This window comes from Clostridium sp. Marseille-P299, assembly GCF_900078195.1.
GTDB lineage: Bacteria > Bacillota > Clostridia > Lachnospirales > Lachnospiraceae > Lachnoclostridium.
Genome location: NZ_FJVE01000007.1, coordinates 1240433 through 1264503 on the forward strand (window position 1 = coordinate 1240433; position 24071 = coordinate 1264503).

The 24071-nt window shown below is 32.0% G+C and carries 18 protein-coding genes and 1 tRNA gene; 18 read left to right on the top strand and 1 reads right to left on the bottom strand.

Going from position 1 to position 24071, the window contains the following annotated elements:
- Nucleotides 1–25: 25 nt before the first annotated feature.
- The 17 genes from BN4220_RS13390 to rbr all read left to right on the top strand — a co-directional run bounded on the left by BN4220_RS13390 (nucleotide 26) and on the right by rbr (nucleotide 20927).
- Nucleotides 26–964 carry an aminoglycoside phosphotransferase family protein gene (locus tag BN4220_RS13390; RefSeq protein ID WP_242867796.1) on the top strand — a complete coding sequence of 313 codons (939 nt, stop codon included), beginning with the start codon at nucleotides 26–28 and terminating at the stop codon, nucleotides 962–964.
- A 412-nt stretch (nucleotides 965–1376) separates the two neighbouring features.
- The gene (locus BN4220_RS13395) at nucleotides 1377–2420 is read left to right on the top strand and encodes a lysylphosphatidylglycerol synthase transmembrane domain-containing protein (protein ID WP_066717236.1); all 1044 of its coding nucleotides are present in this window, start codon (nucleotides 1377–1379) and stop codon (nucleotides 2418–2420) included.
- Nucleotides 2421–2424: 4 nt separating this feature from the next.
- Nucleotides 2425–3048 (top strand): CDP-alcohol phosphatidyltransferase family protein, encoded by a 624-nt coding sequence (locus BN4220_RS13400; RefSeq protein WP_066717239.1) that lies wholly within the window; start codon nucleotides 2425–2427, stop codon nucleotides 3046–3048.
- Between the two features lie 363 nt (nucleotides 3049–3411).
- Complete coding sequence (locus BN4220_RS13405) at nucleotides 3412–4278, top strand: phosphatidylserine decarboxylase (RefSeq protein ID WP_066717242.1); 867 nt, start codon at nucleotides 3412–3414, stop codon at nucleotides 4276–4278.
- A 133-nt stretch (nucleotides 4279–4411) separates the two neighbouring features.
- Complete coding sequence (gene holA / locus BN4220_RS13410) at nucleotides 4412–5389, top strand: DNA polymerase III subunit delta (protein ID WP_066717244.1); 978 nt, start codon at nucleotides 4412–4414, stop codon at nucleotides 5387–5389.
- Between the two features lie 33 nt (nucleotides 5390–5422).
- Nucleotides 5423–5510 (top strand) — tRNA-Ser (locus tag BN4220_RS13415).
- 362 nt (nucleotides 5511–5872) lie between these two features.
- Nucleotides 5873–6154: a LysO family transporter gene (locus BN4220_RS13420; protein ID WP_066717246.1), complete on the top strand. Its 282-nt coding sequence runs from the start codon at nucleotides 5873–5875 to the stop codon at nucleotides 6152–6154.
- 6 nt (nucleotides 6155–6160) lie between these two features.
- On the top strand, nucleotides 6161–6757 hold the full coding sequence (locus BN4220_RS13425; protein WP_066717249.1) for a lysine exporter LysO family protein: 597 nt from the start codon (nucleotides 6161–6163) through the stop codon (nucleotides 6755–6757).
- 280 nt (nucleotides 6758–7037) lie between these two features.
- Nucleotides 7038–8369, top strand: coding sequence for an MATE family efflux transporter (locus BN4220_RS13430; protein ID WP_347477098.1), 1332 nt, complete (start codon nucleotides 7038–7040; stop codon nucleotides 8367–8369).
- A 233-nt stretch (nucleotides 8370–8602) separates the two neighbouring features.
- Nucleotides 8603–9805: a MerR family transcriptional regulator gene (locus BN4220_RS13435; RefSeq protein WP_066717252.1), complete on the top strand. Its 1203-nt coding sequence runs from the start codon at nucleotides 8603–8605 to the stop codon at nucleotides 9803–9805.
- A 16-nt stretch (nucleotides 9806–9821) separates the two neighbouring features.
- The gene (locus BN4220_RS13440; protein WP_066717255.1) at nucleotides 9822–10610 is read left to right on the top strand and encodes a sugar phosphate isomerase/epimerase family protein; all 789 of its coding nucleotides are present in this window, start codon (nucleotides 9822–9824) and stop codon (nucleotides 10608–10610) included.
- Between the two features lie 577 nt (nucleotides 10611–11187).
- Nucleotides 11188–11493, top strand: coding sequence for a PadR family transcriptional regulator (locus tag BN4220_RS13445; RefSeq protein ID WP_066717258.1), 306 nt, complete (start codon nucleotides 11188–11190; stop codon nucleotides 11491–11493).
- A gap of 16 nt (nucleotides 11494–11509) precedes the next feature.
- Nucleotides 11510–12496: a hypothetical protein gene (locus BN4220_RS13450; protein WP_066717260.1), complete on the top strand. Its 987-nt coding sequence runs from the start codon at nucleotides 11510–11512 to the stop codon at nucleotides 12494–12496.
- Nucleotides 12497–12563: 67 nt separating this feature from the next.
- On the top strand, nucleotides 12564–13958 hold the full coding sequence (locus tag BN4220_RS13455; RefSeq protein ID WP_066717262.1) for a DUF4097 family beta strand repeat-containing protein: 1395 nt from the start codon (nucleotides 12564–12566) through the stop codon (nucleotides 13956–13958).
- A gap of 230 nt (nucleotides 13959–14188) precedes the next feature.
- Complete coding sequence (locus BN4220_RS13460; RefSeq protein WP_066717266.1) at nucleotides 14189–16675, top strand: leucine-rich repeat protein; 2487 nt, start codon at nucleotides 14189–14191, stop codon at nucleotides 16673–16675.
- A gap of 282 nt (nucleotides 16676–16957) precedes the next feature.
- A complete protein-coding gene (locus tag BN4220_RS13465; RefSeq protein WP_082812309.1) occupies nucleotides 16958–18697 on the top strand; it encodes a DEAD/DEAH box helicase in 1740 nt (579 codons plus the stop codon).
- A gap of 178 nt (nucleotides 18698–18875) precedes the next feature.
- The gene (gene rbr, locus BN4220_RS13470; protein ID WP_066717268.1) at nucleotides 18876–20927 is read left to right on the top strand and encodes a rubrerythrin; all 2052 of its coding nucleotides are present in this window, start codon (nucleotides 18876–18878) and stop codon (nucleotides 20925–20927) included.
- A gap of 398 nt (nucleotides 20928–21325) precedes the next feature.
- On the opposite strand, the gene BN4220_RS13475 is transcribed toward rbr, so the two are convergent.
- Nucleotides 21326–22324 (bottom strand): C40 family peptidase, encoded by a 999-nt coding sequence (locus BN4220_RS13475; RefSeq protein WP_066717271.1) that lies wholly within the window; start codon nucleotides 22322–22324, stop codon nucleotides 21326–21328.
- Between the two features lie 499 nt (nucleotides 22325–22823).
- Between BN4220_RS13475 and BN4220_RS13480 the strand changes: the two genes are divergently transcribed.
- Nucleotides 22824–23726 (top strand): GGDEF domain-containing protein, encoded by a 903-nt coding sequence (locus BN4220_RS13480; RefSeq protein WP_066717274.1) that lies wholly within the window; start codon nucleotides 22824–22826, stop codon nucleotides 23724–23726.
- Nucleotides 23727–24071: the final 345 nt, after the last annotated feature.

The window sequence follows — 24071 nt, forward strand, 5'->3', positions numbered from 1 at the left end:
ATATTAATTAAGGTGGTGGAGTAAAATGAAAGATACACTTATAAGTTACTTTATGGATCAATTTCACTTAAGTAAAATTGATCCTATAAATAAAGGCTGGTCAAATGATAAAAAGTATAGTGCAACAAAGGCTGATGAAACCAAGGTATTGCTACGTATTTCATCAGTAGATAAGTACGAAATGAAAAAAAACGAATTCGAGTTAATGAAAGAGCTTGCAGCGATTAAAATACCTATGTGTATCCCTATCGAATTTGGTAGGTATGGAGAATATGTGTTTTCATTTCAAAGCTGGATTGATGGCAAAGATGCAGAAGAGATAGTACCATTACTTTCAGATTCAGAGCAATACGTGTATGGCCTTCGTGCAGGAGAATATCTGCGTAAAATACACTCAATCCCTGCTCCAGACACCTATCCGAAATGGGAAGAACGATTTGGTAGAAAGATTGACCGAAAGCTTGCCGCTTATCAGGACTGTGAAATAAAGTTTGACGGTGGGGAGAGAATGATTCGTTACATAAATGAAAATCGTCACTTACTTATTGGCAGACCCCAATGTTTCCAACATGGAGATTACCATATTGGAAATATGATGATTGATAACCAAGGGAAACTGCAAATCATAGATTTTAATCGATATGACTTTGGTGATCCGTGGGAAGAATTTAATCGTATTGTTTGGTGTGCGCAGAAAAGTCCGATTTTTGCTAGTGGAATGGTTAACGGATATTTTGAGGGTAAGCCACCAATAGAATTTTGGCAACTGCTTGCCCTTTATATCGCATGTAATACCCTTTCGTCTGTCTGTTGGGCGATTCCATTTGGGCAAGAGGAAGTTAATACGATGCTTAATCAAGCAAAGGATGTGCTTAATTGGTATGAAAATATGACGTGTGTAATTCCTAAATGGTACTTTGAACAACTCTGGAAAGAGTGGGAAGATGCTAGAATTTCTGATTAAGATAAACACAAAATAAGATAAATATAAAATAAGATTAACACAAAATAAGAATACAAGATACATATATATAACCATATCTCCGCCGCTTATAGCACATGTTATAGCGGTGGATTTTTATAATTTTTTTATAAAGGTATCTAAAATAGTTCAACAGAATAAAATAAAATTAAACATTAGAAATAAATTCTAAAAAATATAAACGAACAATTTGAAGTATATTAAAGAATAATTTAAGAAATATAAAAAGAATTATTAGAAATAGCTTAGAAAATACCGAAATCATTGACAAGGACAATATGGAAAGAGTATACTTTTAGATATGTTAAGTAATGTGTATATAGGGATAAGATGCAATACATTATGAATGGAAGCAGATCAAGAGCCGTTAAAGTATTGCATGGAGGAATGAACTTTGTCAAAAAAATATGGGAAATATATTGCAAATATATTTATTTTATTTGCATTAATAGGAATAACGTATTATTTACTTTTTAGGGGGCAAGAGTTTTCTGAAATATTAGATTCTCTTATCCTAGCGAAGAATAGCTATTTAATTCTAGGCATTGTGTTTGTCATTGGATTTGTATGTAGTGAATCGTATATTATTTACTATTTGATGAAGGCTGTAAAAAGAAGAATCCCAATGATTTATTGCATAAAATACTCATTTATCGGGTTCTTTTTTAGTGCGATAACACCATCAGCATCGGGTGGGCAGCCAATGCAAATTTACTATATGAATAAAGATAACATTGAAGTTGCTATATCATCTGTAGTTCTGATTATAGTAACTGCAATGTATAAGCTCGTACTTATTTTCCTATGCCTAATTCTAGGAATTGCAAATTGGACCTTTGTTAGCGCTCGTATTGATAGTATTTGGTTTTTAGTTTTATTTGGAGTGGTAGCAAATGGCGTATTTATTGGATTTTTATTTGTTGCTATTTATAAGCAATCCTTTGCACGAAAATTGATTGGGAAAACAATCTTATGGCTTGGAAAAAAACGGATGATAAAGAATCATAATAAAATACTTAAAAAAGCATTTCATGCATTAAAAAGGTATGAACTTAGTGCAGGCTATATTAAAGAGAACAAAAGAGTATTAGTGAATTGCTTTTTTATTACTTTGATACAGAGAATTTTATTATTCGCTGTAACATTTTTAGTATATAAGGCATTTTCTTTGAGAGGTTATAGCGTATTTCAGATTATCTCATTACAAGCATTTATTGCATTAGCAGCAGATTCATTACCATTGCCAGGTGGAATTGGTGCAACTGAGAGTAGCTTTTTGATTTTATTTGCAGGTGTGTTTACGGAAGAGTTTGTACTTCCAGGAATGCTATTAAGTAGAGGAATTACATATTATGCACTAATAATTATGAGTGCAGCCGTGATGTTAGTGAGCCAATTAATGAGTGGCCGTAAGAAAATTATAGGGAGTGGTAGGTAGTAATATGATAGGTTTTTATAATTACTCAGTAATTTTAACGTATATTGGATTAGGTGCGTCAATTTTTGGGATGACGCAAGTGTTTGCAGGGAATTTTACTTGGGCGTTTTTCTGTTTAATGATTTCTGGAACATGTGATATGTTTGATGGTAAAATAGCAAGGGCTATGAAAAATCGTACAGACCAAGAAAAAGTATTTGGTATACAAATTGATTCCTTATGTGATTTGATTTGTTTTGGTATGTTACCTGCAATGATTGGGTATGCGATGAGCGAGAATAAAAAACTTGGTGGAGTAGCATCTGTCTTATTTGTACTAGGTGCCGTGATACGATTAGGTTACTTTAATGTTATGGAGCAGGAACGTCAACAGATAACAACAGAACATAGAGAGTACTATCAAGGACTTCCTGTTACGACGGTTGCAATTATTTTACCTGCTGTTTATATTGTAGGAAGTTTACTAAATAGACCAAATTTTCCAACTGCATTTTCAATCATTATGATTATTGTTTCATTTTTATTTGTACTTGACTTTAAAGTGAAAAAGCCAGGGAATCTAGGAGTCTGTCTTATGACAGCGTTTGGAATTTTGGTTGTAGTGGCATTGTTATCGGTTACTATGTAATATTGAGAGATAAGATGTTGGATTAAATCAATCTTATACATAAGAAGATTTAGTGACTCATTAGAGACTGGATGAAATTTATAGGATTGATATGATAAATTGCAAATTCATATAAGAATTAGAATCACATAAAAATAAAAAGGTTCTTGATAGAATGTAGAATTCTTGTTAAGATTAATAAGAATCAAAAATAATAAAACATATAGTATAAGGTTGAAAGAAAAGGTTTAGAATGTTTTTTAAATTGATTCTTTCAATCTTTTTTACTTTATATAAATACAAGCGCATATGCTTTGGCTGCTAAAGTAAAAATACTTTGCGATAATAATGCAATAGGATAGGATTGAAAGGTATAGGTGTCATATGAAATATAGGGATAGAGAGGGAAACGAATTTAATAAGTCAACTAAGCAGGATGACTTATTAAAGATGTTGTATTCAAATGTAATTGGTAGATTAGGGTTAAAAATATTATCAGCTCCAAGTATTTCAAGAATGGCTGGTTCTATTCTTAATACTTGGCCATCTACTTTTTTAATAGATCCTTTTGTTAAGAAAAATAATATTAAAATGAATGAGTACGTCCCTCGGAGATATCGTTCTTATAATGAATTTTTTACAAGAAAGATAAGGAATGGAAAAAGGCCAATTGACCATGTCGATGCTAATTTAATTTCTCCATCGGATGGAAAAGTAAGTGCTTATAAAATAGGTTTAAATTCAAAGTTTCGCATTAAAAATTCCTATTATACAGTAGAATCTTTATTAAGGAATAAAGAACTTGCAAAAGAATTTGTAGGTGGTACGATTGTAGTCATACGTTTAACGGTTGATAATTATCATAGATACTGTTATGTGGATGATGCAAGTAAGGAAAGAAATCATTTCATAAAGGGAAAACTTTATACTGTAAATCCTGTGGCTCTTGACCACATAAATATATACAAAGAGAATAGCCGTTCTTACTGCGTTTTAAATACGAAAAACTTTGGGAAAGTTGTTCAAATGGAAGTGGGAGCTTTAATGGTTGGTAAGATAAATAATTATCATCGTGCAGCTATTGTAAAACGAGGACAAGAAAAAGGAAAGTTTGAGTTTGGCGGTTCTACCATTGTCTTACTCCTTCAAAGAGATGAGGTTGCAGTTCATCAAGATATTTTAAAGAATACAAGAGACGGTTATGAAACAATCGTTAAAATGGGAGAGAGTATCGGCGAGGCAATCTATTAGTATATTAAATTATATTCCAATATTTAATTCGCAAATGTGATAACGAGGCCAGGCGTAATGTGTGGTGAGAGTGTGCTTTTCACATTCTTTGAACTCTGTAGAATGAATAAGTTAAGGAAGGGCACGAGATTTCATGAAAGCAATAAAAGAACACATAAAGAATAACACTTATAAACCTGTTTATCTACTTTATGGTAGTGAAGATTATTTGAAAAAATTATATAAAGATAAGCTGAAAGAAGGAATCATGGGAGATGGTGATTCCATGAATTTTTCTTATTTTGAAGGAAAAACGGCGGATGTAAATGAAATTATTCGTATCGCTGAAACAATGCCATTTTTTAGTGATCGAAGACTTATCTTAATTGAAAATTGTGGTTGGTTTAAGTCTCAAAGTGATTTCGCTGATTATATTAAAGAAATGCCAGATACTACTCACGTTATATTTGTGGAACAAGAAGTAGACAAACGAAATCGTTTATTTAAAGCGGTAAAAGATATTGGGCACATCAGTGAAATGAACGGACTAGATGAAGGGCAGATTAAACTTTGGGCAGCTGGTATTCTTAACAAGGATAAGAAAAAGATTACCGACGCAACAATGACTTATTTGGTTGGTAAAGTTGGTTTTGATATGGAGAATCTTAGAACTGAGCTAGAGAAACTGATCTGTTATGCCTATGACCGAGATGTAATTACGATTGAAGATGTAGATGCTGTGTGCACCGAGCAATTAACTGGTAAAATCTTCGTAATGATTGATGCAATAGCAGCTGGAAATCAAAAAAAGGCGCTGGAATTATATTATGATTTGCTTAGTTTAAAAGAAAAGCCAATGTCAATTTTGTATCTGATCATAAGACATTTTAATATAATGCTTCAGGTGAAAGATTTAAATAGTCGTTCTGTTACGAATCAAGTAATAGCAAGTAAAGTGGGGGTACCTCCATTTGCAGTAACGAAATATGTAGGGCAGGCAAAGAATTTTAAATCAGATGTGATTAAAAGTAATATTGCTTATGGCATTGAAATAGAAGAAGCAGTCAAAAGCGGAAGACTAAATGATCAAATTGGTGTCGAATTAGTTATTGTCAAATCTTCCACTTTGTAGTATAATATATTCTCGTGTGGCAGTCACACGTTTGGAGATGTACCCAAGAGGCTGAAGGGTTCGGATTCGAAATCCGATAGGTCGGTTTTCCGGCGCAGGGGTTCAAATCCCTTCATCTCCGTTTTGAATATATGGCTCAAGTCTTATGACTTGGGCCTTTTTTGTCTAGGGGATGGTTGCTAAGAGACATAGAATTGAGAGTGTTGACAATAAAACATATTATTATATAAATATGCACACAATTGAGAGTGCTGACAATAAATCATATTACCATATAAATATGCACACGTTTCGTATAAAAAAGGGAAATATAGTCTTTATTTATATTAAGGACATTTCATTGACTTTTATGACGATATTGTAGTAATATATTAATAATTTAAATACTAATATTTCTCAAATAGGCAGAAAGATTAAACATTTGAACAATGTCCATATGGATTGTGTTCAAATGTTTTTTTGTGAGAACAAGGAGGATAAAAGATGGACATTATATTAGTTATGTGTCTAGGGATATTTGTAGGTCACAAATTTTTTCCTAAAAAGTTAAAAAAGAGGAATGAACAATTACAAGTAGTTTGTACTGTGGTTCTAATTTTCTCTATGGGAGTTGTGCTGGGAAAACGAGATAATTTTTTGCATGAATTATCGACATTAGGTTTTCAGAGTTTTATTTTCTTCCTTTTCCCTACTGTATTTTCAACGATATTTGTGTATATATTGACTAAAATTTTTATGGAGAATAAAGGGAAAAAAGGGGTTTAATTTATTATGGTAATTTTAGCATTAGTTGCATTAATTTCCGGTATCTTATGTGGTTTAATAATAGATAATACTTTTATAACGTTTATTACTAGTAATACAGATGTTGTGTTATACATATTGATGTTTTTAGTAGGAATAAGCATCGGACTACATGAGGGAATCTTAAAGAAAATAAAAGAATATCATTTTAAGATATTCATTATTCCAGCGGGTATTATAGTAGGTTCTCTTGTAGGAGGAGTTATTTGCAGTTTTATCACAGAGTATTCAATGAATGAAAGTACGGCTGTGGCAAGTGGCCTAGGTTGGTATAGTCTTGCAGGAGTTACGATCGGTAATTTGGTTAGTGCTCAATTAGGGAGTATCGCATTTTTGAGTAGCTTAATGAGAGAAATATTTTCATTTTTTAGCATTCCAATTATCTCGAAAAAACTAAATTACTTTAGTTGTATTGCGCCTGCAGGGGCTACAAGTGAAGATACTACTTTGCCGATGATGATAAAGTATACCAATGAAGAAACGGTTGTCTTATCAGTGTTAAATGGAATAATATGTTCAAGTGCAGTACCAATATTAATTTCATTATGTTTTAGATTGTTTTAATTGAAAATACATTAAAGATTATAAAAGGGGTAGGCGTAAGCACTTTTTTATGGTAAATTAGAAAAGGAATATTAAGTAGCAAAAGTTCACACAGAATGTGTGAGCTTTTTGCATGTGAAAAGTGAATAAATCAAAGAGAGGTGTTGAATATAGAAAAAAGTTTAAACAATAGGAGGGGAATGGAGTAGCTTCTAAAGAAAATTCTAGGTTCAAACAAGCATGAAAGAAAAAATTTACCGAAAGATAAATTTATAAAATCACAGACAGGAAGGTAATAGTTTTGACAGAAGGAAGAATATCTAAAAAAATAGTTTTATTTGCAATGCCAATATTTTTAGGCAATTTATTTCAACAACTTTATAATGTAGTCGATTCCTTGGTTGTAGGGAATGTTCTTGGTAAAAATGCACTTGCTGCGGTTAGTTCATCAGGAAGTTTAATATTTTTAATAGTAGGCTTTATTAATGGTATTTTTGTTGGAGCAGGTGTAGTTATTGCCCGTTATTTTGGTGAGAAAAATATTAAAGACTTAAAAATAGCAGTACATACTACGATTGCTTTTGGACTATTGGCGGGTATAGTCGTAACCGTCGCTGGAATGGGTTTAACGCCATATATGCTTAAAATGATGGGGACGCCAGCGGACGTATTGCCAGATTCCATTATGTATTTTCGATTATATTTTGCTGGCGGTATCGGTATTGTAATGTACAATACGTGTATGGGAATCTTTCAAGCAATCGGAGATAGTAAACATCCACTATATTATCTTATTATATCGGCTATTACCAATGTTGTATTAGATTTATTATTTGTAGCTGTTTTTGATTTTGGAATCGCTGGTGCAGCGGTGGCTACTGTAATTTCACAGTTTGTTAGTGCTATTCTATCATTTATTAAACTTATGAAGGTAGATGGAGTACATAAAGTAGAAATAGATAAAATTCGTATTCATAAAAAAATGCTTGTTAAAATATTGAAAATGGGGATTCCAACGGGAGTTCAAAACTCCGTGATTGGTTTTGCCAATGTTATCGTTCAATCCAATATTAATGCCTTTGGTTCAATTGCTATGGCAGGAAGTGGAAGCTACTCAAAACTAGAAGGTTTTGCATTTTTACCGATTACAAGCTTTAGTGTTGCCTTAACTACTTTTATTGGGCAAAATCTTGGAGCTAAAAATTATGAACGTGCAAAAAAAGGTGCTCGCTTTGGAATTTGGACAGGTGTATTGTTAGCGGAATCGGTTGGTGCACTATTATGGATATTTGCACCGGTATTGATTCGATTATTTAATAATCAACCAGAAGTTATTGAAATTGGAGTAATGCAATCAAGAACAGAAGGTCTATTTTACTGTTTATTGGCATTATCCCACTGCTTATCTGGTATTTTACGAGGTGCTGGAAAATCAACAATACCGATGTTTGTAATGCTTATTTGTTGGTGTGGAATACGTATTACTTACATCGTTACTATGGTAAATTTAATACCAGATATTAGAGTGATATTCTGGGCATATCCACTTACTTGGTTTTTAAGTTCTGTTATTTTTATTATTTATTATAAAAAAGCAGATTGGATGTGTGGGTATAAGGAAAAGTTGGTTTAATTTTGTCTGATTATTTCGGCATATCGCTATGACAGGGTGATTGGCGCAATGACGAAAAAGAGATGGATGAAATTAAAAGTTTAAATCTAATAAAAATATTTAGAAAGGAATGCTAATTAGCATTCCTTTTATTATGCTTAAAATATATATTGACCATTACGTAAGGGAATGGTTTAAAATGAAGATAACAAAAAAAGGTTATAAACAATATATATGAAAGGGGTTATACATTCATGGAAAAAAAACTATATAAAACGGGAGAATTAGCGCAGTTAGCAGGAGTATCTGTTAGGACAATCCGCTATTATGATAGTAAGGGGATTCTAAAGCCAGTTGAGTATTCAGAAGCTAAGTATAGACTTTATGATAATAAATCTGTAGAAAACTTACAAAAGATATTAATGTTAAAGTATGTAGGATTTTCATTAGAACAGATTGAACAACTAATGAAGAGTGAATTCGCCAATAATGACTCTAACTTAAAAGATTCTTTAGCTATTCAGAAAGAACTTCTGGTAAAGAAAATAAAGCATATGGAACGTATGATAGAAGCAATAGAAAATACTGAAAAAGCAGAAAATGATGCGGTATGGGAAATGTTGATTAAAGTTATTAACCTAACAACTGAAAAAGAGATTATGGATAGACAATATCAAAATGACGAGAACTTGCAAAAACGAATTAACATTCATAATTATAGCACCGCATCTGAGCATTGGATGAGATGGATTTACAAGAAATTAAATTTTAAATCTAACATGAAGATATTAGAAATTGGATGTGGGAATGGACTCTTGTGGAAAGAAAATATTGAATATCTTCCAGAAAATATAACGATTATGCTAACCGACAACTCAGAAGGAATGCTGGAGAAAGTAAAACAAGTTTTTTCGCAGAATAAAGAAAGTCTTGAAAGAAGAAATATCAAATATGAGTTTTTGCAAATAGATGCAGATCAAATCGATATTAAAGAAAAGACTTATGATGTAGTAATTGCAAATCACATGCTTTTTCATGTAAATAATAGAGATCGTTTGTTTGAAAAAATAAGAAATGGATTAAAAGAAAAAGGTACATTTTATTGTTCCACCATTGGCTGTAAACATATGAAAGAATTAAATGATTTTGTTACAAAATTTGATCCTAATATTTATATTCCATCTGAAAATGCTCTCAAGGGTTTTCAATTAGAAAACGGCAGAGAACAATTATTAAAACATTTTGTGAATGTACAAATGGAAGTTCAAGAAAATGATTTAATGGTTGATAATGTAGACGATATCTATGAGTATGTAATTTCATACCCTGGTAATGCAGAGGAGTTATTAAGTAAAAAAGAAAAGGTATTTAAAAAGGCAATCGATAAAATAATTAATGAAAAAGGATACTTTTATATACATAAATCACAAGGAATATTTATTGCAAAAATGCAGTAATGATTGGAGGAAAATTATGAAATTATCAATCTCTACAGGAATGTACTATAGGAAAGATCATAATGAAATATTAGAAATAATTAAAAAATCGGGATTTGAAAATATTGAGTTGTTTATGAATCAATCATTTGTAGATTTAGAAGAGAATATCATTGTGGATTCTATTTTAAATCATAGTTTAAATGCAGTGAGTATTCATACACCACTAGAATTTATTGTATTTGAGAGAAAGCAAAATGAAGAATATTGGATTAATAAAAGTTGTAAACTTGCTATAAGATTAAATTCAGAATTGATAAATACGCATATGGTATTAGGAAAAAATTTTGAATCAACAGATTTAACGATGGATGAAATTCATAAAAAGAATCTTTTATCACGATCATTAGGCAGTGGCATTATTTTGACTACAGAAAATATGCCTGCGTACTGTAAAGAAACTTTTCTTGGAAGGTATGAAGAATTTAGTGACTTTTGTTTGAAAGAAAATATACCGATCACATTTGATATTACACATTATGCCACGGGTACTGGTAGTATCATAGAGGCCTTTGATAAAGTTAAGCACTTAGTTAAAAATATTCATTTGAGTAATTATAGCGATGGAAATGAACATAAACTTTTAGAGGAGGGCGATATTAATATAATTGAGTTTTTGAAATATTTAACTCAAATTCAATATAAGGGGTTATTAACCTTAGAGTTTGATTTTGAAAATAAGCTTAGAAACAAAATTGTAGATGATGAAGATGCTGTGAATAGGCTACAGAAAAGTAGAGAATTTGTTTTAAATATAATAAAATAGAAGTGTAGAGAATTAGTTTTAAAGATAATTAAAAAAGTAGAGCATATGAAACTAGTAATTGAGTAGAATGGAAAATGTGAGATATTCAATACAATTAAATACTTAATTGTATATATAAAACTCTTTGTTATATTAGATAGGATTCCTTTGAATCATTTTTAAAAAATAGGACAAAGAGTTTTTTATGTCATGATTATGAATAATAAAAGGGAATGAGGCACCTGATAACTTGTATGCAGCCGATTGAAGTTAACAAGATTATGAACCGTCTTTGTTCATGAATATATGATTCAGCTGCTTGATACAAATGATATGGAAGTTGTATGTAAAAAGTTATAGCAAAGGTTATTCTAATAATTTTTTAATATATTTCTTAACTTACTATATTGTATTGTAGAATAGCAAGTGTTAATATATAGGAAACAAAGCAAGATAGCAATGATAATTTTAGAGTAATTATAGTTATATACAGTCGCCTAACCATATGGAATAAGTTCTCTTGGCGATATACGTAGCAGTAATCAATTGACACATGAAGTTTAACAATAACAATAAAGCAAAGGGGGGAAGGATAAGTTTGAATACACAATTAAAAAAAGGAGCTTTAGAATTATGTGTATTGGCTCAACTAATGTCGAAAGACCAATACGGATATGAGCTGATAGAAGCTATCTCTACAAAGATGTCTATCGCATCTGGGACATTATATTTGATTTTAAAACGATTTAAAGTTGAAGATTACGTAGAGACATATTTGGTAGAATCAGCGGAAGGTCCAGCAAGAAAATACTACCACATAACAGAAAAGGGAATTGAGTACTTTCATAAACTCAAGTCAGAATGGGACGAATTTGTAATAGCTGTTAGTGAATTAGTAAATTGATACTTGGAGGTGTCTTATGGAATATAAAAAACAATATTTTAATTCTTTATTAATTCAAGGAAAATTAAGAGAAGCGGTTAAGTATTTATCAGAATTTGAAGAAAACAAGGCTTTAGTTGAAAAGTATCAAGAGGTTTTCCAGCAAAAGAAGGATATCATACGATCTGACAATGAAGTACTACAAAAAATTGATGCTATTTATCAAGAGTATTATCGATTCGTATTTTGGAAAGAGAAGTCTGAAGATTTTACTCTACGATATTTATATGAAACTTTCTCTAATATGCTTGGCGATCCGATACAAACGTTAAAAACCAGAGAAGAAATGATTCAAGCTATAAATCAAATCGAGTGTAAAATAAAAAACATCGTAGAAAGAGAAGGCTATCAATATTTAGGTGATACAACTGGAGCTTGGTATGGTCCATATATATGGAAAGAAACTATTCCAACCCTTTATCATGTTGAATTACCAGATCAAACCTATGAAATGACTGTAAACATGATGGAGGGGTTTGTATCAAGAAGTTGGCTTGATTATTTATCCTTTGGTAAGGTTGGCACTGGTGGCTGGGCAAAAGAAGAGGGACAATTATATTGTGTTAAAAAATGTTACATAGATGAGATAGATACACCTTCCTTTCAGATTTCTTATCTAAAGCACGAGGCACAACATGCGGTAGATAAGATGAACTACGTAACCTTAGATTCGGTAGTATTGGAATATAGAGCAAAATTAGTGGAACTTATTTACTATCCAGATATCAGCAAGTTTTTTGATTTTTTATTAGAGGCAAATAAAGAAAATCCAATGAATTCACATAGTTATGCTTCTTATCTTATCATAAATAAACTATCGAAAAAGATATTAAAAAAGGAATATGAGGAAAATGAGTCCGTATGGATTCCATATGAAAATGAAATACGAGATGTAGCAAAAGAGTTATTAAGGGAACATCCAAATTCAGTGTATGAGGTAGATAAACGTTTCGTGGACCATTAGATCGTATATAAAATTGTACGGGGATTTGCAATCTATAAAATTAAAAATTTGAAGAGGAGATTTTAACATGACAAAGAATGAATATTTGGAAAAGTTAAAAGAAATCTTAACTGGTATTGAAACTGATCTTGCAAGAGAAATAGTAGAAGATTATGAAGAACATTTTGAAATGGGGCTAAAAAAGGGAAAAACAGAAGAGCAAGTCTGTGAAGAACTGGGGGATATTAATGAAATTGCTAAGGAATTAGAGGGATTAGAGAAACAAATCAAATCATCAAATGCCACTCATGAAATAAAAACAGCTCAAAATACAGAATTAATCACATCTCCAGATACGGAATGGAAGCAAGAGAGGACAGAAGAAGTTAAATTAAAGGATATAATTGTAGATGCATTATCTGCAGATGTTATTGTTTTGCCTTCAGGAAATAATAAGATAACTATCAATTTTGAGAATTATGGGAATTTAAAACAAAAGATGATGTATGAATTGAAGTCTTGGCAAGAGGGAGATAAAATTTATGCAAAGATTATAAGTAAAGAATCAATTTCTGGATTCTTCACTTATTTTAAGACACCACAAATGAAAATAGAAATTAAAATACCAGATTATTTTCCTAATTTACATTTAACTTCAACAAGTGGTGATATGAGGTTGAATGGAGCAAAAAGTAATGAGGTAGCTGTGAATACAATGAGTGGTGATATAGAAGTACTAAACTTCCATACGAAAACAATGCAGTTACAATCCCAAAGTGGTGATGTAAATATGCAAAACAGCAATGGTGATTCACTAAGTTGCAATAGTACAAGTGGTGACTTACGATTCATGGAAGTAAACTTTAAAAACTTTAATTTAGAGTCCAGTAGCGGAGAGATTCAAGTTCATAGAGCAGAAGGAGATAATATTACCAGTAGAAGTAAATCGGGTGGGATTTCATTTCGAGATTGTAAAATGAATCGTATGGATTTAAAGACTTCAAGCGGTGATGTTACTATTTTAAATGTATTAGCAGATTATTCTTATATGCAAAGTACCAGCGGTGATGTAAAAGCGGAAGGATCAACGATATCTCAAATCTTGCTCCAAAGTACCAGTGGAGATGTGATGACGTCAAGGATTAAGAGTGATGTTATAAATCTCTCCAGTAAAAGTGGAGATGTACGTGCAACGGCTGAATCAAAGGAGTGGAAAGCATCCTCTATTAGTGGAGGAGTATCTATAACAGCGGAAAACGACGCAACAATAAAAGTTAATTCTGTTAGTGGTGATGTAAGTTTGCAGTTACAAAATCAAGGGAATGGGTATGAGGCTAATATTCGAACCGTAAGTGGTATGCGTAGCCTTACTTTTGAAGGAAGTAGTAGCAAACTATATCGCAATGGAAGTTATGTTTTTGGAAATGGTGGATGTAAGATTGAAGCTAGCACAACTTCTGGTGATATTAAAATTCGTGGATAAAGGAATTAAATAAATGCACTTTAGTACGTGGTTGATTTTAACTAATATACGTGCTAGAGTGCATTTTTAATATATTTTTTAAATTTATACATAAAGCTGGAGTGGATTATACGTGAGTGATAAAATGGAAGGAACTTACTTTTAAATTGAAATAATTTACAATAGGTAATATAATTGCATTAACATTATAAACGATAAGATTTGTTCCATATATCCGTTTGGAGGTGTTTATGAAAGTACTGAATCAAAGAATCTATTTTGCAGTAGGTTTTATTTTATTAATTTTATTACTACAACCAGTGGTAAGTATTCATGCAGCGGAAGAAAGCACGTATTATTTAACAAGAAAAGCAAATAAAGTAATCTATTGCGGAGAAGAAGTAGTAGTAATAAGTGAGAATATTACAGAAGAAGACTATACATATTCAGACCCCTTGCTATCGGAAGGGCTGATAAAATTTGATCAAGCTAAGAAACTGATATTAGCGAAGGGAGTTACAAAGGTAGATACGAATTTTATTGCAAATTGTTTTCCAAACCTTGAGGAAATTTATTTTTCTGAAACGGTAAAGAATTTGGATCAAACAGTTTCGCCTTGGATTATCAATCCTACAATCATTAAATTTGAAGTAGCAAAAAGCAATTCATATTTTACATCAGAAAATGGGGTCTTATATAACAAAGAAAAAACGATATTGTATGCTTATCCACCATCTGCAACTAACACCATATATACGGTACCTAATTCCGTAAAAACAATCAATGAGAATGCTTTTAGTAATGCATTGAAGCTAAAAAAAGTTAGCTTTGGTGAAAAGATTACTACGAATAATTTAGGGAGAATTTGCTTAAATTTACGAAATGTTACCAAATATAGTGTTGCAGTGAAAAATCCTTATATCTGTGTAAAACAGGGAGTCATATTTAATAAAACAGGAGATAGCCTTTTAGTGTTTCCATTAGGAAAGGGTGGGAAATATGTGATTCCCAAAGGTACTAAAACAATTGGAGATTTTGCTTTTTATCAATCCAAAGTAAAGAATTTAATTATTTTAGAAGGCGTAATAAAGTTGGGCAGCGCAGTATTTGGAGAGGCATCGATTGTTAAAATCAGTATTCCAAGTACTTTAACTAGTTTAGAAGATTCGCTTTCGGAGTTATATTACTTACAGGAAATTACAGTTGCAGCAAAGAATAAAAATTATGCCTCTTATGATGGTATTTTATACGATAAGAAACTTACTATGATTTTACATTATCCTTTGGCTTGTAAGAACAAAGTATTACGATATCCGGATTCTGTTCAAAGCATTGATTTAACTCTTCGTAATGCAAATATAAACCAGCTAGTTCTTTCTAATAATATAAAACAAATCACTGGTTATAAAGATTATAATTTGGGAAATGTGTTTGAGAAAATCACTCTTTCCTCGAAAAATACATATTTTAGCATGTATGAGGGTTCACTTTATAATAAGTCAAAAACAGAACTTATCATCTATGGGGGTGGAGAGATTGCCACATTTCCAAAGGAATTAAAGAAGCTTAGCTTATATGGAATTTATTCTGGGAAAATAAAAGAAATACATATTTCAAGCAATGTAAGTGAGATTGAATTAGGATATCTTAATGGACTATTTGATATCCCTACGTTAGAAAAGCTTATAGTGGAAGATGGAAATCAAAAGTATTGCTTTGAAAATGGACTACTTATGAATAAGGAACGTACTTATGTATATGATGCTGACCGAACTTTGAAAGATTTAAATCTTCCTGAGGGAATTCAGACAATCAACACGAATCTTGTACTTAATAATAAAAAAATAGAACGAATTGTGTTGCCATCATCATTTATCCAGAAAGAGTCTGAGATTAACTGGAATATGGATTTGCCAAATCTTAAAGAAATCGTAGTAAATGCGGGAAATTCCATGTATGAGAGCAAAGAGGGTGTGCTATATACAAAGGAGCTAAAAAAGTTACTTCATTATCCGAGCAAAAAGACAGATGAGACATTTATGATGCCAAAGGATGTTGTTGAAGGAAATGTGTCATCCTTATTGCGTAATCCATATGTAAGAAGTATAACCTTATCGGATGGTTTTAAAGAGTTTAATTATGCACAGTATCGTTCGTATTATTCAGATGTTAAAAAAGAATATGCTCTAAAAGAGATTTTAGTAGGTGAAAACAGCCAATATTATACGTCTATCCAAGGGATTTTATATAATAAGGATAAAACAGAGCTTATCTGTTATCCAGCGGGAGCAGATTTGGAGGAATATATTGTGCCGGATACTGTGACAGAACTTTCTGGCCTCGTGGTGAATACTCATATGAAAAAGCTAGTACTTGGAAAGGCTGTTAAAGATATCAGTTTACAATGGAATGATGATTATACCCAAAGTTCTTTGTTGTTGCCATCCTTACAAGAAGTGGTAGTGGATGCATCGAATGCAAAATATACAACATTAGATGGAATCTTGTATGATAAGGAACTTACTACGATGATTTTTTATCCTGGAAATTCGATGAAGGAAACAATCACTATTCCAAAGACGGTGAAATATTTATTTGCCGTTTCAGGAGGAAGATACACTCCTAAGGTTCCAGTGAATGCGTACTTGAAGACTGTTATAATAGAAGAAGGCAGTAGATATCTGAAGGCGAAGGGGAGAGAGGTGTATAGTAAATTTGGGCGTGAAGAAGCGTTTTAATCAGTAGAAAAAATAAAAAAGCTGTAAAGAAATAATTGAAAAGATAATTTATAAAAAACTGAGATTAGAGATTCTTCACTTTAACCTCAGTTTTTTTATTGTACTTAATTTATGAAAGAATTTTGGAATACGCCAATATATAATTAATTTTATAAATAAATAGCTAAATTATAAAACTGTGTGTTATACTAGAGCCTGACAAAAAAATAAAAGAGAAAATATAATAAAAAATAGAATCTGCCAGCGGATGAAAAAAGTGTTATATTTAGAATTGGAAGTAGAATGAAATTTAAAGAAATGAATTTAATAATGCCATTGTTGCAAGCCATTAAGGAGGAAGGTTTTGTGGAGCCGTCTCCCATTCAAGAAAAGACGATTCCACTAGTACTTGAAGGTAAAGATATCCTTGGATGTGCCCAGACAGGAACAGGAAAGACGGCAGCCTTTGCCTTACCTATTTTACAGAGATTATCAACAGTTAAGGAGAGTGGAGTAAGAGCACTTATTATTACACCAACGAGGGAATTGGCAATTCAAGTATATGAAAGTTTTGAATGTTTTGGCAAGTATACGAAGCTAAAGCAAAGTGTAATTTACGGTGGAGTAGGGCAAAGTGCGCAAGTTAATTCCTTAAAATCGGGAGTGGATATATTAATCGCAACGCCTGGACGCCTTAATGATTTGATTGGACAAGGCTATATTACGTTAGATTCAATTGAGATGTTTGTACTGGATGAAGCGGATCAAATGCTTGATATGGGATTTTTAAATGATATAAAAAAAGTAATCAAATTATTACCGAAGAAACGTCAGACCTTATTGTTTAGTGCGACAATGCCAAAGGAAATTGAAGCACTAGCAACTGGGTTATTACACAATCCTGAAATCGTTAAAATAAGTGCAGTAACAAGTACTGTTGATTCCATTGAACAAAGTGTTTATTTTGTTGACCGTTTAAATAAACTTCCATTATTGACCTCCTTAATCAAAGAGCAAAAGATGTCAAGCGTTCTTGTATTTACTAAAACAAAACATGGAGCAGATCGTGTGGCAGACAAGCTTAATAAAGCAAAAGTAAAGGCACTAGCAATACATGGCGATAAGGGTCAGAATGCAAGGCAGAGTGCTCTTAGTGATTTTAAAGAAGGAAGAATAAGAGTTTTAGTAGCAACTGATATTGCAGCAAGGGGAATCGATATTTCGGAATTATCTTTTGTGGTAAATTATGATATTCCAAATCAAGCGGAAACTTATATACATCGTATCGGAAGAACTGGCCGTGCCGGATTAGGTGGAAATGCAATTAATTTATGTAATATTGATGATTTGGATTATTTAAGAGAAATAGAAAAACATATTGGTAAGATTATTCCAGAAGTTACTTCCAAGTGGCCAATGTTAATACTTGAAAAGACGGAAAAACCAGTCAGAGGTCAAAAAACAGGTAATTCTACTAAGAATATAACTAAAGATTCGGTTAAGGCTGATGTTAACGATTCGTCTAAGGCTGATAGCAAAGAAATTAAGTGTGATGCAAAAGATTGGACAGGTAGAGGAACAAAAAAATCAGATGCTCATAAGAAGACGATATCTAAAAAGGAAGAGAAAAGTGAAAAGGGCTTATCTATAGAGAAGAAAAATGAAGTGAAAAGTATAAAAAGCCCATATATAGATACGAAAAAAGAAGAGAATAGTAAAAAGTACTCATCTATAGAGAAGAAAAAAGATGAGAAAAGTAAAAAGAACTTAACGATAGAGAAGAAAAAAGATGAGAAAAGTAAAAAGTACTCATCTATAGAGAAGAAAAAAGATGAGAAAAGTAAAAAGAACTTAACGATAGAGAAGAAAAAAGATGAGAAAAGTAAAAAGTACTCATCTATAGAGAAGAAAAAAGAAGAGAAGAGTAAAAATAACTCATTTATAGAGAAGAAAAGAGAAGAGAAAAATAAAAAATTCTCATCTATTAAAAAGATAAAATCTGACCAAGCTAGAAAACAATCGGTATTGGGTAAGAAGCAGTAATTACAGGATAAGAAGCAAATAACCTTTGAAAAAAGAAAGTAAGGACATATATAGAAATGCCCTAAATTGGTTCAGTAGTGACCAATGAAGGGCATTTTTAGCTAGTCAATGTATTGACTAAACTATGAAAAGATAATATATTAGTAATGATAATCAATGTTGGAATATAGGAGGGATTATGAGTAAACACTTATCAAAAGAAATTCGAGTTCCAATAGAACTAGATAATCCATCAATAGAGCGTAATGAAGCTCTATGCATTAAATGTGGACAATGTAAGCAAGTCTGTACAGATTACATTGGTGTACATAATACTTATACATTAGAACAAACCAATGATATTGCAGTTTGCATCCATTGTGGACAATGTGCTAATGTCTGTCCGGTTGCTAGTATAACTGAGAAAATGGAATATCAGCAAGTAAAAGCTGCCATCCATGATCCAGAAAAGATTGTCATCTTTAACACATCTCCATCGGTACGTGTAGCATTAGGTGAAGAATTCGGATTAGAAAAAGGAAGTTTTGTTCAAGGAAAGATGGTAGCATTACTTCGTAAATTAGGTGCAGATTATGTACTAGATACGAATTTTTCCGCTGACCTTACCATTATGGAAGAAGCAAGTGAATTAATTGAGAGAGTAACCAAAGGGACAAAACCATTGCCACAATTTACAAGTTGTTGTCCATCCTGGGTAAAATACGCTGAAATGTATCACCCAGATATGTTAGACCACATATCAACAGCAAAAAGTCCAATTGGAATGCAAGGCCCAACGGTTAAAACTTATTTTGCTAAAAAAATGAATCTTAATCCAGAAAAAATCGTCAATGTGGCAGTAACCCCTTGTACAGCTAAGAAGTATGAAATTCGAAGAGAAGAGATGCATGGGGCAGCTGATTATCTTGGTATTGAAGATCTTAAGGATATGGATTATGTCATTACCACAAGAGAATTAGCAAAATGGGCAAAAGAAGAAAATATCGATTTCCTTGGGCTAGCAGAATCCGAATATGATCCACTTATGGGAGCTGCATCTGGTGCAGGAGTTATCTTTGGAAACACAGGTGGTGTAATGGAAGCTGCATTACGAACTGCCTATGAATTTATTCTTGGAAAAGAAGCACCAGCTAGTTTGTTTGAACTAAAGCCAGTCAGAGGTATGGAAGATATTCGTGAAGCAACTGTAGATATTGGAGACTTACACCTTAATGTAGCAGTTGTATTTGGAACAGCGAATGCATCAAAATTAATTGAAAAATTAAAAAATAGTGAAAAACAATATCATTTCATCGAAGTAATGACCTGTCCAGGTGGTTGTATCGGTGGTGGTGGTCAACCAAAGCCAGCATTTGGCGAGGAACAAAGTGCTAGAGAGGAACGTGTGAAAGGATTGTACCAAAAAGATCAATCAATGCAAGTTCGTTCTAGTCATAAAAATGAAGAAATAAAACAATTATATAAAGAGTTTTATAAAAAACCGCTATCAGAATTAGCGGAGCAAATGTTACATACATATTATCAAGATAAAAGTGAATTATTAGGAGGAAAAAATAAAATGAGTGAAGCAGTAAAATACCGTTGTACAATTTGTGGATATATTCATGAAGGAGAGTTACCAGAAGGTTTTACATGTCCTATATGTAAGCAACCAGCTTCTATGTTTGAGAAAGTAGAAGAAAAGCAATCCAATGGCAATATCTATGCTGGAACAAAAACTGAGAAGAACTTAATGGAAGCATTTGCTGGAGAAAGCCAGGCAAGAAATAAATATACATACTTTGCAAAGATTGCAGCACAAGAAGGATATGACCAATTATCTGAAATTTTCTTAAAGACAGCAAGAAATGAGCAAGAACATGCAAGAGTTTGGTATCAAGAACTTGGAAATCTTGGAAGTACTGCAGAAAATCTATTACATGCAGCTGAAGGTGAAAACTATGAATGGACAGATATGTATGATAGATTTGCAAAAGACGCAGAAGAAGAAGGATTCACTGAATTAGCAGAACGTTTCCGTAGAGTAGCTGCAATTGAAAAATCTCATGAAGAAAGATATCGTAAGTTATTAAATAACGTTGAAATGCAAAAAGTATTCGAAAAAGGTGAAGAGACTATGTGGGAATGCCGCGTTTGTGGACATCTTGTAATGGGTAAAAAAGCACCTGAAGTATGTCCAGTATGTAAATATTCTCAAAGCTACTTCGAAGTAAGAAAAGAGAACTATTAATCCATAGTTTTTGCATTTTGTATTAATAGTTGGTGTTCAATTCGCCATCGACTTTATAAAATCAGACTCAAGTCTTAGGACTTGAGTCTTTTATATTTTGCAGAAAGTCAAAGCATATATGCTTTGACTATAAATCAATAAACTTTGCTTGGATACCGCCACACATTCTTTTTTAGTATTTACAAGAAAATATTGAAATATATGGTTTGTTAAATAAAAAAATATATAGTTTATTAAATAAAAACAGCATTTAAAAACATATACAGTCTCCAAATGCTGTTTTAGTAGAAATCCTATAATTGATTAGCGTATTAATTGAATTGCTTGGTCATTCGTAATTTTCTTCCTATTGAAAACAAATCCGACTATCGACAACGTTTTATCCTTCTTTCATCAATTTAGTTCAACCCAGGAACACGTCCATAAAATTTTTCTCTTGAATCGTAATCGAGGGATTGAATTTTTACCTTTGCATCCTTTTTCTTTGCAATATCGATTGTAGTTACACTAGAATCTCCACCGTTCGCTCCAATAACTTGGTCATTACCAATATAGATTGCAACGTGTACAACTTTACCACTAGATTTGGATTTATAAAATACAAGATCTCCTGGTTGTAACTCGCTTCGTGAAATTCTTGTAACATAATTCGCTTGGTCAGCAGAGACCATATAAGAATTCATCAATCCAAATTTCTTGAATACTTGGTAGGTAAAATGAGAACAGTCTAAACCGTAACTGCTACCTTCTGGATAATTACCTCCCCATTGATAGTAAACACCAAGGAATGTTTTGGCATAATCTACAATCTGACTTCTTGTAGCAGAAGTTACACTAGAACTACCTAAACTTCCCGAATTAGAGTTTCCTGAACTTGAACTTCCAGAAGAAGTAGATTTAAAATAGGAACCACTTACATAACCAACGGTTTTACCCCATACAACTTTGTACCAACCATCTTGTGCGCTGATAATTGGTAGAACTGTTTTATTTGGAATTGAACCAATAACCTTAGATGAAGTGGATGCGGAGGAACGGAAATTTAGATTTCCTCCATTGGTAGTTACAGTACCATATTTTGTAGATGAAATCTTAATGTAAGATTTGTGTGCATAGCCAACACTTCCACTCGTATTGTAGATTACTTGATAAAAGTCGCCAGAACTTCCAATTACCTGTATTGGAGCATTTGGCTTTAAAGAGGACACTACTTTAGATGATGTGCTTGCTGACGCACGGATATTTAGTGCTGTCTCTTTCGTAGTACTGACTCCTACGTTTGGTTTTGACTTACTTGCTGCCATTGTAAATATTTCTGATTTAAGACAAACAAGTAAAAATGCAAGACCAAACATTATAATCATTCGTTTCATCAGTTGCTTCTTTTCTTTTGTCATAAATACCTCTTTTCATACTAACTTTGTTCATGTTACAACTACAGAGTAGCTTTCTGTAGTCACGGTCATCGCTTTGTAAAGGGGGAACCCCTTTGATGTACCGTGTAACAATATTGTAATAAATGTGTAATATTCAAGCAATAGTAAATAAGTGGAATAACTATGTAGCACATTTTATTGCAATAGGACTGAGCTTAATTTGTTTGAACATAAAAAGAAGGAATACGATTGCAATCCAAAATATAATATAAAAATCCAGTTTTATCAATCCTTTTTTTATCAAAACAGGAAAAAGTTATAAAAGTTATATCTGTTTTAATGAAATAAGTATAATACAACGAGCCCTAAAGATAGGAAATGATTGTATTATTAGTAAAATAATGTATAATATTTTTGAGTTAATGGAATATCATAATAAAGTTATCCCTAGAAGATAGCCTCACATTTTTGACTTATTTATTTTAATAGGTCGCCATTAACGGAAAGGTATGGTGAAGAAATGAAGGAACACATCACGCTGAACCAACTTGGGGAACAGTTAGATTTTTTTCATAGAATGTACGATGTAGTTCGGTTGGTTGATCCGATACATAAAAGGGTAATTGATTATAGAGGAAGCGCGATAAAATCAACGAACGAGATTTGTTATAACTATTGGTCCAATGGTGTGATTTGCGATAATTGTATCTCTGTACGTGCTTATATGGAAAATAAGGTATTTGTTAAATTAGAAAGAACTGAAAAAGAAATTTTAATGATCACAGCTATTCCACTAGAAAATACAACTAGTCCAGTTACGTTGGAATTGATGCGCGATGGTACTAGCAGTATATTTATGGGATCTGGAGATTATAAAACTGGAGAGTCACTTCACAGTTTCGTAAATAACTTAAACGATATGGTGATTAAGGATAGTTTATCCAATCTTTATAACAGGCGATTTCTTAAAGATCGTCTACCAGTAGATATAATTCATGCTACAATCAATCGACAACCTTTATCTTTATGTTTTATTGACTTAGATAATTTTAAAAGATTAAATGATACATATGGTCATGAAGTTGGTGATAAGTTTATAAAAGCTGTTAGCGCTGTTTTTAGAAAATGTATACGTCCCGAACTTGACTGGGCATCCAGGTTTGGAGGAGATGAATTTGTTCTGTGTTTTAATAATGCAAGTGAGGAAGAGGCAACTAATATTATGGAACATATAAGAAGCGAGATAGATAAAATTCCTAGTTTACTTGGTATAGAAAACTTACATTTTTCAATTTCATATGGTATACAAATGATGAAAGATACTTTATTTACGGCTGATGAACTCATTCAATTAGCAGATGAAAAGATGTATATAGATAAGAAACGAAAATATGATAGAAGATTAAATTACAAAGAACGTTAAAACTAAAGAAGATGCTATTGGGGTGTTTAAGGAAAAAGATAAGAAAGAGCGGACGAAGGAAGCAAGTTTTATTTAGATAGTTACTATTGATAAACAGCTTAGATTTAAAGTTCTTTTCGTATATATGGGTTTAAATAATTAGCAGAGATACTTTTAAGAAGTGTTTCTGCTTTTTAAATTTATACGATATGTAGATGATTGAAAGAAATAATGGAATGTAATATAATGGAAAAAAGTAAAAGTTTAAAATTCACATTTCATCGAAACTTTAGTTTTATTTTTCATACCGCTTTTTAGATGATAGTAGATTTTTAATAAGTTTTTGTTGCTAGAACGTAGATAAGT

Bases quoted from the DNA above. Each gene is read 5' to 3' on its own strand.
- BN4220_RS13405 (WP_066717242.1), top strand. From the start codon at position 3,412: ATGAAATATAGGGATAGAGAGGGAAACGAATTTAATAAGTCAACTAAG.
- BN4220_RS13420 (WP_066717246.1), top strand. From the start codon at position 5,873: ATGGACATTATATTAGTTATGTGTCTAGGGATATTTGTAGGTCACAAA.
- holA (WP_066717244.1), top strand. From the start codon at position 4,412: ATGAAAGCAATAAAAGAACACATAAAGAATAACACTTATAAACCTGTT.
- rbr (WP_066717268.1), top strand. From the start codon at position 18,876: ATGAGTAAACACTTATCAAAAGAAATTCGAGTTCCAATAGAACTAGAT.
- BN4220_RS13475 (WP_066717271.1), bottom strand. From the start codon at position 22,324: ATGACAAAAGAAAAGAAGCAACTGATGAAACGAATGATTATAATGTTT.
- BN4220_RS13400 (WP_066717239.1), top strand. From the start codon at position 2,425: ATGATAGGTTTTTATAATTACTCAGTAATTTTAACGTATATTGGATTA.
- BN4220_RS13390 (WP_242867796.1), top strand. From the start codon at position 26: ATGAAAGATACACTTATAAGTTACTTTATGGATCAATTTCACTTAAGT.
- BN4220_RS13480 (WP_066717274.1), top strand. From the start codon at position 22,824: ATGAAGGAACACATCACGCTGAACCAACTTGGGGAACAGTTAGATTTT.
- BN4220_RS13435 (WP_066717252.1), top strand. From the start codon at position 8,603: ATGGAAAAAAAACTATATAAAACGGGAGAATTAGCGCAGTTAGCAGGA.
- BN4220_RS13465 (WP_082812309.1), top strand. From the start codon at position 16,958: ATGAAATTTAAAGAAATGAATTTAATAATGCCATTGTTGCAAGCCATT.
- BN4220_RS13450 (WP_066717260.1), top strand. From the start codon at position 11,510: ATGGAATATAAAAAACAATATTTTAATTCTTTATTAATTCAAGGAAAA.
- BN4220_RS13425 (WP_066717249.1), top strand. From the start codon at position 6,161: ATGGTAATTTTAGCATTAGTTGCATTAATTTCCGGTATCTTATGTGGT.
- BN4220_RS13455 (WP_066717262.1), top strand. From the start codon at position 12,564: ATGACAAAGAATGAATATTTGGAAAAGTTAAAAGAAATCTTAACTGGT.
- BN4220_RS13460 (WP_066717266.1), top strand. From the start codon at position 14,189: ATGAAAGTACTGAATCAAAGAATCTATTTTGCAGTAGGTTTTATTTTA.
- BN4220_RS13440 (WP_066717255.1), top strand. From the start codon at position 9,822: ATGAAATTATCAATCTCTACAGGAATGTACTATAGGAAAGATCATAAT.